The organism is Rhodococcus sp. OK302 (assembly GCF_002245895.1).
Lineage (GTDB): Bacteria > Actinomycetota > Actinomycetes > Mycobacteriales > Mycobacteriaceae > Rhodococcus_F.
The window spans coordinates 1,776,201-1,789,618 of sequence record NZ_NPJZ01000001.1 but is presented as its reverse complement, the minus strand read 5'-3'; the positions used below and the strand labels follow the sequence as shown (position 1 = coordinate 1,789,618).

Annotated in this window: 10 protein-coding genes and 1 pseudogene; 7 read left to right on the top strand and 4 right to left on the bottom strand. The window is 61.5% G+C overall.

Annotated features, from left to right (window positions below):
• The first annotated feature begins 74 nt into the window (after positions 1 to 74).
• A pseudogene (locus tag BDB13_RS33550) lies at positions 75 to 1,246 on the top strand (DUF222 domain-containing protein).
• Positions 1,247 to 1,313: 67 nt separating this feature from the next.
• Here BDB13_RS33550 and BDB13_RS08205 read toward each other — a convergent pair.
• Together BDB13_RS08205 and purD are read right to left on the bottom strand one after the other, a co-directional pair.
• A complete protein-coding gene (locus BDB13_RS08205) occupies positions 1,314 to 2,972 on the bottom strand; it encodes a GMC oxidoreductase (protein WP_094271204.1) in 1,659 nt (552 codons plus the stop codon).
• A 157-nt stretch (positions 2,973 to 3,129) separates the two neighbouring features.
• On the bottom strand, positions 3,130 to 4,386 hold the full coding sequence (purD, locus tag BDB13_RS08200) for a phosphoribosylamine--glycine ligase (protein WP_094271203.1): 1,257 nt from the start codon (positions 4,384 to 4,386) through the stop codon (positions 3,130 to 3,132).
• A gap of 179 nt (positions 4,387 to 4,565) precedes the next feature.
• Here purD and BDB13_RS08195 point away from each other — a divergent pair, with 179 nt between their 5' ends.
• The 5 genes from BDB13_RS08195 to BDB13_RS08175 are packed head-to-tail and all read left to right on the top strand — an operon-like array spanning position 4,566 to position 9,560.
• Positions 4,566 to 6,161 carry an ABC transporter substrate-binding protein gene (locus BDB13_RS08195; RefSeq protein WP_254922749.1) on the top strand — a complete coding sequence of 532 codons (1,596 nt, stop codon included), beginning with the start codon at positions 4,566 to 4,568 and terminating at the stop codon, positions 6,159 to 6,161.
• Positions 6,158 to 7,195: an ABC transporter permease gene (locus tag BDB13_RS08190; RefSeq protein ID WP_441347183.1), complete on the top strand. Its 1,038-nt coding sequence runs from the start codon at positions 6,158 to 6,160 to the stop codon at positions 7,193 to 7,195. Before BDB13_RS08195 ends, BDB13_RS08190 begins: the two co-directional genes overlap by 4 nt.
• Positions 7,188 to 8,009, top strand: coding sequence for an ABC transporter permease (locus BDB13_RS08185; protein ID WP_094271201.1), 822 nt, complete (start codon positions 7,188 to 7,190; stop codon positions 8,007 to 8,009). Before BDB13_RS08190 ends, BDB13_RS08185 begins: the two co-directional genes overlap by 8 nt.
• Positions 8,006 to 8,911: an oligopeptide/dipeptide ABC transporter ATP-binding protein gene (locus BDB13_RS08180; protein WP_094271200.1), complete on the top strand. Its 906-nt coding sequence runs from the start codon at positions 8,006 to 8,008 to the stop codon at positions 8,909 to 8,911. The genes BDB13_RS08185 and BDB13_RS08180 overlap by 4 nt, the downstream gene beginning before the upstream one ends.
• 1 nt (position 8,912) lies before the next feature.
• Positions 8,913 to 9,560: an ABC transporter ATP-binding protein gene (locus BDB13_RS08175; RefSeq protein ID WP_094271199.1), complete on the top strand. Its 648-nt coding sequence runs from the start codon at positions 8,913 to 8,915 to the stop codon at positions 9,558 to 9,560.
• Between the two features lie 5 nt (positions 9,561 to 9,565).
• On the opposite strand, the gene BDB13_RS08170 is transcribed toward BDB13_RS08175, so the two are convergent.
• Both BDB13_RS08170 and BDB13_RS08165 read right to left on the bottom strand, forming a co-directional pair.
• A complete protein-coding gene (locus BDB13_RS08170) occupies positions 9,566 to 11,656 on the bottom strand; it encodes an ArnT family glycosyltransferase (RefSeq protein WP_094271198.1) in 2,091 nt (696 codons plus the stop codon).
• Positions 11,653 to 12,879, bottom strand: coding sequence for a bifunctional glycosyltransferase family 2/GtrA family protein (locus tag BDB13_RS08165; RefSeq protein WP_254923001.1), 1,227 nt, complete (start codon positions 12,877 to 12,879; stop codon positions 11,653 to 11,655). Before BDB13_RS08165 ends, BDB13_RS08170 begins: the two co-directional genes overlap by 4 nt.
• 104 nt (positions 12,880 to 12,983) lie before the next feature.
• On the opposite strand from BDB13_RS08165, the gene BDB13_RS08160 reads away from it, so the two are divergent.
• Positions 12,984 to 13,412, top strand: coding sequence for an HIT family protein (locus tag BDB13_RS08160; RefSeq protein ID WP_094271196.1), 429 nt, complete (start codon positions 12,984 to 12,986; stop codon positions 13,410 to 13,412).
• Positions 13,413 to 13,418 lie beyond the last annotated feature (6 nt).

Here is a 13,418-nt window from a genome sequence, read left to right as displayed (position 1 = left end):
ATTAGAATTAGCGCATGGGGAATCGGGAAGCGTGGCAGTAGGACAGCGAGGGCCTCCAAGTTGAGGTTCTCGACCTGGTCCGCGCCCGGCACGATATGCAATCACGCATGGTGCACCTCGTTGTCGAGATGTTCACCCGTGACGCTCTCCCCGACACGGGCTTTCGGGCTATCACCCAGTGGTTGCACCGGTCCACCAACCTCGAGATCGGCGAATGCAGCCAACTGGTCAGCCTCGCGCGGTTGTTCATGCTTGAACCTGTAGTCGCACAGTCCTTTCACGATGGTGACATCGACGCTCTCAAGGCGCGGCAGGTGGCCCAGTTCTGCCAGCACCCACCCAAGAACATGCATACCGCGGACATCGAGAAGGCCCGCAAAATCCTTCTGGACCTCGCCTCGAAAAAAGTTTCCGACTGCGACGCCATCCGGGCAGCCATCCGGCGCATCGAAAAGCAGTACGGCAACCGCGACGACGGCGTCCCCGTCGGAGAGGATTCCGAGCGCAACGAGTTCTACGCGTCCAAAGGTTTGTACGGGCGTGTCAGCGTGAAAGGTGACCTCGATGCCGTCAACGGCGTCCGGTTGATCGCGCTGCTGTCAGGCCTCTCGAAGCCGACTCCCGAAATTGACGGTGTGAAAGATCTTCGTACTCCGGCGCTTCGACGCGCTGACGGTTTCTGTGAACTCCTGCGCCGCTTCGAGATGGCCGGCCTCGGCCCCGTCGAAGGTGGCGTCAAACCGCACCTGACGATCACGGCCACCGCGAAAGACCTCACGGACCTGCTGGCTCTCAAAGACTTGTTGCCGTCCACTGAAGAACTCGGTTATGCGATCACCAACTGGGCGGCCCCATCAGTCTCGACAGTGCCCGCATGCTGGCCTGCGACTGCACGGTCACCCGAATCCTGCTCGACCACAACGGTATTTACGCGGGGCTCGACGAGCGAACCGCAACAGTCCCGCAGCGGCGAGCTTTGGCGGTCAGGGATGGTGGATGCGCATTCCCGGGGTGCGGTACCCCTCCCGGATGGTGCGACGCCCACCATATTGTCCATTGGATGGACAGTGGTCCAACGGATTTCGACAACCTCATACTTTTGTGCGGCCATCACCATCGGTTGCTGCACCATACCGAGTGGAGTGTCGAGATCGGGGATGATCGGAGAACCCGGTTCTATCCACCGATGTCGGTGGATCCGTATCAGGTTCCGATACCGGGAAACAGTCCACCGACAGCAGCGTGAACAGCCGAATACGCAAGGTGCACACCGGGGAAGAAACATGCCCCGGTGTGCACGTCGCGTTCACAAGCTAGTTCATGTCGTTCGCGATGATGTTCTCGATATTCCGTTCTGCCAACGCGGTGATGGTGACAAACGGGTTGACACCGACATTGCCCGGAACGAGGGCACCGTCCATGACATAGAGCCCGGGGTACTCGGGAAGTCGTCCGTAGTTGTCAGTCGCCTTACCCAGAACACATCCACCGAGCGGGTGGTACGTGAGCTGATCGCCCCAGGTCTGCACCGGGCCGAAGAGATCGGTTCGGTAGATGGTGCCTTCCTTCGAGTTGATCTTGTCGAACATCTTCTTCGCCATGTTGATCGACGGCTGGTTCTGCGAGCGTTGCCAATTCAGCCCGACCTTGCCGGTTGTCGAATTGAACTGGAACTGCGCACGTTCGGGGTTCTTGGCAATTGCCAGGTACAGACTCACCCATAGTTCCGTACCGGCCGGGAAGGGCGCGATTTCTGCGAATACGGGCGCCGTGGGATCAGCCCAGTTATCGATGCCCATCACGGGTATCGATGCTTGCTTCCCTCCGGTTGCGTCCCACATGTGGTTGGCGCGGCCCACCATGACGTTTCCGTTATGGCCCCATTCCTGGCCGACTGCGCCGGGTAGGTTCGCCAGTTGCCCTTGCGCTTTCATCGATACCAGCAGCTTGCTCGTTCCGACACTGCCGGCGGCGAAGAAGACCTTGTCTGCCGTCACGGTCTTGGTGCCGATGACATTGCCCTGCTCGTTGATCTGATTCATCACCACCTGGTATCCACCACCGGTGGTTGCCGGCTTCACCTCGGTCACGACGTGCAGCGTGGTGATCGTGAGTCTGCCGGTGGCCGATGCCTGCGCGAGGTAGGTCTTGTCGAGGGACTTCTTGCCGGCGTTGTTTCCGTAGATGACCTCGGATGCCAACGCAGACTTGGTCACCTGACCGGCGGCTTCCTGCTTCATGTAGTTGAAGTCGTACACGTTGGGCACGAATACCGTTGAGAATCCGGATCTCTGAGCGGTCTTGCGGCCCGTTCTCGCAAACTGGTAGTACTCGGTCGACTCGAACCACGCCGGATCGATGTTGTTTACTCCCAGTGCAGCGTTCGCCTTGGGGAAGTAGGTCGAGTACATCTCGTCGGAGTCGACGTCGGGCAAGATTTCTTCGAAGTAGTTGCGCTTCGGCGTCACTGCCATGCCGCCGTTGACCAGCGACCCACCGCCTACCCCGCGGCCCTGGTAGACCTTGATCCCGCCAAAGTCTTCGGCATCGAGAACGCCGACGTATTTGCTGATGTTCTTGTCAACCGAACCACCGGAGAAATGCGAAACCGGTTGCACTGTACGATCTCTGAGCCACGTCGACCGACCGTCCGGCGATAGCGTCGGGCAGAAGATCTTTCCGTCCGATCCCGGCGTGGTCCAGGCCTTGCCCATCTCGACCATGTGCGTGTCGATACCGGCTTGCGTCAGTCGGAGCGCTGTGACGGCTCCGCCGTAGCCACTGCCGATGACAAGCGCGGGTACACGATCGCCGTCACCCAATGCCCGACGCGGTGCGGCTGCCGCAGTTGTCCACGTGGATGACAGCGCCGCAGCACCTACAGCTAATCCTGTTGCGGCAAGGAAGTTTCTGCGCGACAGCGCCGAAGTGGTACGCCCGTGTCGATCCTTTGATCCAGTGCGAATGCTCAAGTGATTCCTTCTCGTTCGGTAGCCCCCTCGCAGAGGTATACCTTCCGAAACGGAACCGGCGGGGCATTACTGATCAGTAATATAGAACAAGTGTCACTTTTTCGTAAGAAATGGCCGGCGAACACAAGGTTCACCGGCCATTGCAAGAGAAAACGGATCAGGGTAGAGCAATACGTCCTTCGACAGCGCCAAGCCCGATATCGGTCCGGAAGTGCCCACCGGGAAGCTTCACATTCGCAATCTTGGCGTACGCGTCGTCACGCGCTTCGGTGAGATCTTTGCCCACTCCGACAACACTCAGCACACGCCCGCCGGCAGAGACGACGGCACCGTCTTCACGCGTCTTGGTACCCGCGTGCAGAACGCCGGCGGCGTCCGCTCCGGTAATCACGTCGCCCGTGCGCGGAGTTGCCGGGTAGTTCTCGGCAGCAATCACCACAGTGACGGCACTACCGTCACGCCACTGAAGCGGGCCGACGGAACCGAGGGTGCCGGTGGATGTCGCGTTGAGGAGTTCGCCCAGCGGTGTTTCGAGCAGCGCCAGAACAGCTTGAGTTTCCGGGTCACCGAATCGGCAGTTGAACTCGACTACAGCCGGGCCGTCGACGCCCATGGCAAGACCGGCGTAGAGAAGTCCGGAGAAGCCACTTCCGCGCGCAACCAACTCTGCTGCGACAGGCTTCACGACGTCGTCGACGATCTGCGTGACCATCTCGTCAGGCAACCACGGCAAAGGCGTGTAAGCACCCATACCGCCGGTGTTGGGGCCACTGTCGCCGTCGCCGACGCGCTTGTGATCCTGTGCCGGCAGCAGCGGGACAACCGTCTCGCCGTCAACGAGGCAGAAGAGGGAAACCTCGGGACCGTCGAGGAAGGATTCGAGTAGGACGGGGTGTCCGAGTTCGAGCAATTCAGCAGCGTGGTCGCGGGCTGCGACGCGGTCTGTGGTGACCACAACGCCCTTGCCTGCGGCGAGCCCGTCGTCCTTGACCACCCAGTTGGGGCCGAAACGATCGAGAGCTTCGTCGAGCTTGGCCGGGTTGTCGACAATCTCGCTGTGAGCGGTCTTCACACCGGCGACAGCCATCACGTCCTTGGCAAATGCCTTGGATCCTTCGATGCGGGCTGCATCAGCTGACGGTCCGAAGCAGGCGATACCAGCGGCGCGCACTGCGTCGGCGACACCGAGGACCAGCGGAACCTCAGGACCGATGACAACGAGGTCGGCTTCGACCTTCTGCGCCAAAGCAGTGACGGCTTCACCTGAAGCTACGTCGATCGGGTGTTGCTCGGCGATTTTTGCGATCCCGGCATTGCCAGGTGCGCAGATCAGGGCCGTGACACCTGGATCGCGAGCGAGAGAGAGAAGGAGGGCATGTTCACGGGCTCCGGAGCCGATTACGAGTACGCGCACGTGAACAGACTACGGCCCGGCACTGCCCACGCTGTCAGTGTGTTCCACCTGAGCCTTCTTGCACCAGCCTGAACCGACTTCCCACGACGGGCGAAATATCCGGATCGAGATGACATCATATGAATATCTGAATAGGTGAACAGATGTAATGGACGTCTGTCCGTCACGAAAGGACACCAGTGAATCTGACCCGAACCAGCGTTCTGACACTCACCGGCGCACTGTTGGTCGCCTCCTGCAGTAGTCCCTCGGCCCCCTCCGGCGACGGACTCGTCCTTGCCGACGGCTACGAACTTGGCGGATACAATCCCGTCGCCGGCTTCGGAGCGGCCGGCGAAGCCAAGATGTACGACGGTCTGGTCCGCCTCACCGGCGGAGCCGGAATGCCCGGTTTCGAGCCGGCGCTCGCCGCAAAAGTTCCGACGGCCAACGCAGACGCCACCATCTGGACCGTCGAACTCCGTGACGGTGTCACATTCTCCGACGGCTCCACTTTCAACGCTGCCGACGTCGCCGCCACCTACAAAGCGATCCTCGATCCGGCATCGGCGTCCGAAGCGAAGTCGTCGTTCGACATGATCCGCGATGTCGTCGCGGTAGACGAGCGCACAGTGGAGTTCCGTCTGGCGTACTCCTACGCTCCATTGCTCACCAAGATGCTGATCGGCATAGTGCCGTCGGAGTCCGTCGCGACACCCGGCCTTGCTGCCGAGTCGACGCTGAACACCCAACCGATCGGCACCGGCCCGTACACATTGGTGGACCTGTCACCGGATCGTGCGGTGTTCGCGGCCAACAAAAACTACTGGGGCGGCGAACCCCGGATCAAGAAACTCACGCTCTTGTACGTTCCCGACGACAACACCCGAGCCCAGCGCATGGTGTCCGGCGAGATCGACGGAACCAATCTTCCTCCGCTCCTGGCGAATACGTTCGCCAATCGTGACGGCATGTCGGTCACCGCTCATCAGTCGGCAGACTGGCGTGGAGTCTCCCTGCCGACAAACAACCCTGTGGTCGGCGACAAGGCGATGCGCCTGGCTCTGAACCTCGCAGCCGACCGGCAGTCCATGATCGACAACGTTCTCGCCGGGCACGGCCGCGTCGCCGCCACTCCGATTCCCGAGGTCTACGGCTCGTCCTACAACCCGAATGCCACGTTTGCCTACGACCCGGACCGCGCCGAGCAGATCCTCACCGACGCCGGCTGGATCGAAGGCAGCGACGGCATCCGTTCGAAGAGCGGGCAGCGCGCTCAATTCACGATCATGTACAACTCCGTGGATACCGTCCGTCGAGATCTCGCGCAGGCCTTCGCTTCCGATGCACTCGGCATCGGCGTCGAGGTAGATCTGGAAGCACTGTCGTGGGATCGCATCGACCCGCGAATCAACCTGGACTCCACCCTGCTCGGAGGCGGCGACGAGCCCTTCGACCCCGATACTCAGGCCTACAACGCCCTCGATTCGAAGTACATCGCGCCCGGGGTTGGAAGCATCTACAGCAATCCGAGTGATTACTCGAACCCCGTTGTCGACGCCGGACTCGACGTCGGCCGACGCAGCCTCGACCCGGCCATTCGCGACGCCGCGTACCGAGATGTGCAGCAGGCGTACGTCGATGATCCTGGCTACGTGTACCTGGTCTTCCTCGACCACACCTATGTCTCGAAAGATTCCGATTGGAAGATGTCCGGACCGGTACTCGAACCTCACGCGCACGGTGTGACGTGGGGTCCGTGGTGGTCCCTGCAGAGCTGGACGCAAGACCAGTGACAGCCGTCGACGTCCGAACTGGCACCCCGGCAACACATCCGGTTCGAACCCACAACTCTCGCCGACGGGCCATCCTCACGATGGCCGTTCGGCGGATGTTGTTCGTGGTTCCCGTAATCGCGATCGTGTCCGCCGGATTGTTTGCTGCCGCAGCGATTTCACCTTTCGATCCTCTGGTGGGCTATCTCGGTTCGCGCTACATGACCACCAGCGAGGTAGACAAGGCTCTGATCGCCTCACAGATGGGCTTCGACAACCCCTGGTACAGCACGTACTGGACGTGGCTGCAGGGAGTGCTCAACGGAAATCTGGGAATCTCCCGATCGTTCAATCAACCTGTTTCCCAGGTCATTTCCGAGCGACTACCGTGGACGCTCCTTCTGGTCGGCATCAGCCTGGTGATCGCGATTCTCGTCTCACTCATGCTGGGTGTGCTCGCCGGAATTCGCAAGGGCGGACTCCTGGACAAAACCGTGTCCGGTCTGTGCGTCGCCGTACAGGGCCTTCCTCCGTTTGTCATGTCGCTCGGCGCAATTGCGCTCTTCGCGTTAACCCTCGGCTGGTTACCCGTCGCCGGATTGACAGATGGCGGTGCCGATCCCACAGCGGGACAGGTCATTCGACACCTGATACTTCCGGTGGCAGTGCTCGCGATCTCACAAATGCCGTGGCTGCTACTGGCTGTCCGCGAGTCCGTAGCGGGGGCGACCGGAGAAGGTTTTGTGGCGGGCGCCGTCGCACGTGGGATCCCGGCACCGACAATCACGAAGCGTCATATCCTTCCGACGTCACTCGCTCCGTTCGTCAACATCATCGGGGTGCGTTTACCCGAGTTGATCGTCGGCGCAGTACTGGTCGAGGAAGTGTTCAGTTGGCCGGGAATCGCCGGTGCCATCGTCTCGTCGGCTCGCGATCTCGACATGGCACTGCTCGCATTCCTCACCATCGGAACAACGTTGACCGTCATGCTCGGGTCGCTACTTGCCGACGTCGTTGTTGCCGTACTCGACCCAAGAGTGAGCACAGATGGCTGAGAGACGTTTCAAGATCGCCGTCGGTGTCCTGATCCTCATTGCGCTCTATGCGGCATTGGTTCCGTGGATCGCGGATGTCGACGACCGTGTCACCGACTTCGCCCAAGCACGGTTGGCGCCGTCGCTCACGCATCCGTTCGGCACGGACTCGGCCGGCCGAGACCTGTTTGTACGCATCGCCGCCGGCATTCGCACGTCCCTGCTCATCGCCCTCGCTTGTGCCCTGTTGGCCACCGTGATCGGTGTAGCCGTCGGCACCACCGCGGGTTTGATCGGCGGCTGGGTAGACCGGTTTGTCATGCGCGCCACCGACGCCGTCAACGCCCTCCCCCATCTACTGCTCGGCATCGTCATCGTCGCGATGTTCCGCGGAAGCATCGCGGCCATCGTGCTGTCGATCGCGCTCACCCACTGGACTCAGGTGGCGCGCATCATTCGCGGCGAAATCTTGAGCCTGCGCGAGCGACCGTACATCGATGCAGCCATCCTTGCAGGCGCGAGTCGGCGGCACGTAATCATGCGTCACCTCGTCCCCGCCGCTGCACCCCAGGCACTGATCGCTGTGGTTCTTCTCCTCCCCCACGCGGTGTGGCACGAGTCGACCCTGTCGTTCCTCGGATTCGGCTTGCCGCCCCACAAACCCAGTCTGGGAACACTTCTCGAAGAAGCTCGAGGCTCCCTACTGCTCGGCGGCTGGTGGACTCTGGTATTCCCGGCAGCCGTACTCGTGATCACAACCGTCGCAGTAGCAATCGCTGGTTCGGCGCTGCGATCAATGCTCACACCCCCGCGACCTTCGGAGTTGAGACTGTGACAACCGGCCTACAGATCAACTCGCTTACCGTCAGAATCCCCCTGGCCGACGGCTCGGTTGTCCACGCCGCCAGCGATATCGACCTCGCCGTCCCCGCAGGAACGGTCACTGCACTTGTCGGCGAGTCCGGCTGTGGCAAGTCCATCATCGCTACATCGGTGATGAATATGCTGCCACCGGATACGCAAAGAACAGGCAGCATCACGGTCGGAGATATCGACGTCTTCTCCGGCACTCCATTCCGGGGCCGGCATGCTGCGCTCGTTCCTCAATCTGCCGCAACATATCTCACCCCGGTGCGGACCGCGCGATCACAACTGCAGGAGGCGATCAGTGCTCTCGGCAGCAATCACACCTGCGACGGTTTGGCGAGGCGAGTCGGACTCGAACCGTCAGCTCTCGACTGCTACCCCCATGAACTCTCCGGCGGTATGGCGCAGCGAGTTGCCATCGCCTGCGCTCTGGCCGGAAATCCGTCGGTGATCGTGGCCGACGAACCAACGGCCAACCTCGACCGCGCCCTCACCGACCATATCCTCGTTCTCCTCCGCGAATGCGCCGACGAAGGCGCCGCCGTCCTGCTCATTACCCATGACCTGTCGTCCTTGATCCGCAGCAAGATCGCGGATCGCCTGGCCGTCATGTACGCCTCACGCATCATGGAAATCGGGCCTGCCGCGCAGGTGCTGCAGGATCCACTCCACGACTACACCCAGGACTTGCTCGGTGCCTTGCCGTCTCGCGGACTGAATCCCATTCCCGGATCACCACCACAGTTGACGGACCTTCCCGACGACTGCGTCTACTACTTGCGTCGACCGGAGTCCACTCAATCCGGCGGACCGACCGAACTTGTCACGCTCGGCGAACGCACCTACCGCACACTGCGAAAGGTGATCTGAGATGAGCGTGCACGGGCGCAACATCACTTTCGGCTACGAGCGTGGTCGGCCGGTACTCGACAACGTCTCTCTCGAGATCCCGGCCGGACGATTGATCGGCTTGACCGGCCCGTCCGGCACCGGAAAATCCACGTTGGCACGGATTCTCGCCTCTTTGGACGCCCCGTGGTCGGGCGAAGTTCATATCGACGGCAGCCTCGTCACCGGCACCAAATTCGGTGTACCCGGTGCGCTGAGGGGCACCGTCTCCATTCTCTTCCAGTCTCCTCGTGCCGCAACAGATCCCCGCCACACGTTGTCTCGCATCATCAGCCAACCTGCCGACATTGCTCGGCGAACGGTCGACATCGAAGCCCTTGCATCAGAGGTCGGGCTCACTCCCGATCTCTTGACGCGTCGTCCCCATCAGGTGAGCGACGGCCAGCTGCAACGCGCAGCGCTCGCGAGATCATTGGCGCAGCAACCCAAGTACCTCATCTGCGACGAGGCAACCGCGATGCTCGACGCTGCGACCACCGCATCCCTCGTGCGATTGATCGAGCGCCGAGCCACCGAATCCGGCCTGGGAGTGCTATTCATCAGTCATGATCGTGACCTGCTCGACGCCTGCTGCGAGCAGGTACACGACCTCGCCAGCCTTCGGGCGTAGCGGGATCAGGCAGTAAGGTCGTAGAGGGTCACACCGTCTACCGTTGTGGCTGTGAAGTTCTCAGTCACCCAGGTTGATATCGCGGTCGCCGTACCCTCGGCGTTCATCCCGCCACCCATTCCGCCGCCACCGATGAAGAAGTGAATCTTCCCGTCGGCGACATACTGCTGGAACTGTTCGAGTGTGGGCGACGGATCACTACCGTTGAATCCGCCGATCGCCATCACCGGAGACTGGGTCGCAAGTTGATAGCCGGATGCACTGTTCGACCCGATTGCTGCTGCTACCCACGTGAATTGGTCGGCGTTGTCCTCGAGCTTCGCCACCAAAGCCTCACTGGGAGTGCTGCCCTGCAGTAGGCCACCCCCGGCACCGCCTCGCATTGCACCGACGGCACCTTCAGTGGCAACTCCCGGGGCCTGGCCCATTTGAGTAGGCGCTGTACCCACTCCAGGAACTGTCGCCGCACCGGCACTGCCGCGACGACCACCGTCCGGCATACCGCCGAATCCACCATTTCCACCGAAGCCACCGAAGCCACCGCGGCCACCCATTCCGCCCTGGACACTCGGACCGGCCGAGACTATCGAGCCGGTATGCGGAGTATTGATCGTGTCGATCGCAAAGGCGGTCGGACCAGCAAGCCCAGTGAACAATGCCGCGAGTATCACCGCCACCCCGACTCGCCCTCGGGTTACCTTCGGGATCATCATCGCAACTGCGGCCACAATGCCGACTACCAGAATGGTCCACCTCAGCCACGGGACATATGACGGTGCACGTCCGAGCAGCACCCACGCCATCGCCACCGTTGCAGCCAACGAGAGAGCCAATACACAACGAACCCAGAATGTTTCGCGGTGACGCCACAGCAGTACGGAGCCAGATCCGATCAGTGCGGCAATCGCCGGTGCCAGCGCCACCGTGTAGTAGGCGTGGAAGATACCGGCCATGAAACTGAAGGTCAGTCCGGTGACCAGGAGCCAGAGTCCCCACACCATGAACGACGCACGTTGAGTGTCAACGCGAGGAGCCTTGCCTCGCACTACAATTCCTGCAACCACAAGAATCAGAGCTGCAGGGATCAACCACGCAATCTGTCCCCCCTGCGCGGATTCGAACAATCGGGTGATGCCGGTGGAGCCCCACATGCCGCCGCCTGCTCCGCCAGTTGCTCCGCCGCCCGGCGCAAATCCACCGGCAACAGCGCCCGCGGTATCTCCGGCAGACCGCATTCTGCCGCCACCGACACTGCCGGTCTCGTTGCCACTCAATCGCCCCAATCCGTTGTAACCGAAAGTTAATTCGAGGATGGAGTTGTTCTGTGAACCGCCAATCCAGGGACGTGAATCCGCCGGCCACAATTCGACGATCGCCAACCACCAGCCGGCGGAGACGATCATGCCGCCGAGCGCGGCAAACAATTGCAGCACGCGCCTACCCAGCTTCGGTGGGCCGGCAATCAGATAGGTCAGTGCCAACGGCGGCACGACGAGCATGACCTGCAACTGCTTGGTCAAAAATCCGAGGCCACAGAACACCCCGACCAACACGAGCCATCGGGTACGTCCGTCCTGGACGGCACGCATCATCGCCCACACCGCGGCGATCATGAGGAGAACCAGCATCGCGTCCGGATTGTTGAACCGGAACATCAGTGCGGCGACAGGAGTGAGAGCCAAGACCAGCCCCGCCAGCAGCCCGGCCGCAGCACCGAAGTACCGGCGAACAGTGGCCCAGAGCAGTGCCACCGAACCGACGCCCAGCAGCGCTTGCGGCACCAGCATCGCCCAGGAGTTGAGCCCGAAGATTCTCACCGACAACGACATCAACCACAGCGACATCGGCGGCTTGTCGACGGTGATCGAATTCGCCGAGTCGGAGGAGCCGAAGAAAAAGGCCTTCCACGACACCGAACCAGCCTGCACGGCAGCCGCATAGAAGGAATTTGCCCAACCGGAAGCTCCGAGGCCCCAGATGTAGGCAACACCGGTACCGAGCAGAAGTGCACCTAGCGCCCAGGGTTCCCAACGTACCCAATGCGACGGTTCGGGTACGGGCGTGGCGACGCTTTCCCGCTCGGCAATGGCTGTCATTGATTGACTCCTACAGATTGTGTGGAACGGAAGACCCAGCGCAGTGCGATAAATCGACTCACTGTGGCAACAAGATTGGCGATCACGAGTACGGCAAGTTCAACGTGCTTGGACGCTCCCGGGGCAAGAGAATGCAGGAGGAACAGCGATCCGCTGGTGAGAAGGAGCCCGAATCCGAAGACGAGCAGCCCCTGCATCTGTTGTCGCGCAGAGCCTTCCACACCGCGAACGCCGAAGGTGAACGCACGGTTGGCCGCCGTATTGAAAACGGCCGTAATGAGCAGTGAAATTGCGTTGGCCCACTGAGCGCCCATGACCGAATGCAACGCCAGGTACAACAGTGCATAAGCCACCGTGGAGATGACACCGACGACGGCAAACCTCGCCAGCTGCCCCACCATCCCGCGAGGTACACCGGGAACTAGCGGTTCCCGGCCGAAACTCACGCGAAGCTCTGCCATCGGCAATGAGCCTGTCGACAATGCCCGCCCCACACGCACTACCCCTTTGAGGTCTGCGACGGCGGTGGCCACGATGTCGACGCGACTGTCCGGGTCGTCGACCCAGTCCACCGGAACTTCGTGAATCCGCATCCCGGCACGCTCCGCCAATACCAACAACTCGGTGTCGAAGAACCAGCCGGTGTCTTCGACCAACGGAAGTAGTTGGCGCGCAACGTCGACGCGCATGGCTTTGAAACCACACTGAGCGTCGGAGAACCGTGCATGCAGCGCACTGCGCAAGATGAGATTGTAACTGCGCGAGATGAATTCGCGCTTGGGACCACGGACCACCCGAGACGAACGTGCCAATCGAGAACCGATCGCGATGTCCGAATGGCCGGACAGTAAGGGCGCGATCAACGGCATCAGTGCATTGAGGTCGGTGGAAAGATCCACGTCCATGTAGGCCACGACGTCCGCGTCGGATGCACTCCAGACCTGACGCAACGCCCGGCCGCGCCCCTTCTCCTCGAGATGCACGACGCGGACATCGTCGAATTCGTCCGCCAACTTCTGCGCAATCGCCAGTGTCCGGTCGACACTGGCGTTATCGGCGACCGTGATTCGGGCTGGAAAGGGAACCTGCGTGCGGAGATGGTGGCGCAGGCGCCGAACGCATGTTTCGAGCCCGGTTTCCTCGTTGTATACCGGAACGACCACGTCCAGCACTACCGTTTTCGCGGCGACCGCGTCGGCGTCCGTGCTGCCCGCAGTCTGCATGGCTTCAGTCGTCATGCGTCCCAGGATTGACCGACAGGCTCCGGCCACTCTGGATACAGCCTGGGAGTTTCCTGGCAACCACTGTGCGGGATAACCTTCGAGGTATGCCTTCAGTCTTCAGCGCCATCATCAACGGAGATATACCAGGACGTTTCGTATGGGAAGACGACGACGTCGTAGCGTTTCTCACGATCGCTCCGGTCACGCAGGGCCACGTACTGGTGGTTCCACGCGCCGAGGTCGATCAGTGGCAGGACGTCGATCCTGAACTCTTCGCCAAAGTCACCTCGGTTGCCCGCACGATGGGGCAGGCCGTGCGCAAAGCATTCGACGCGCCCCGCGCGGGACTTCTGATCGCCGGGTTGGAAGTTCCACATCTGCATGTCCATGTTTTTCCGGCCTACGACATGGGCAATTTCGACATCAGTGGCGCGGATCCCTCGCCGTCTGCCGAGTCTCTCGACGACGCACAATCACGACTCAAGGCTGCGCTCGGGGAACTCGGTCACGCGAGCAAAGTATCGACGCGCTGACGGTTA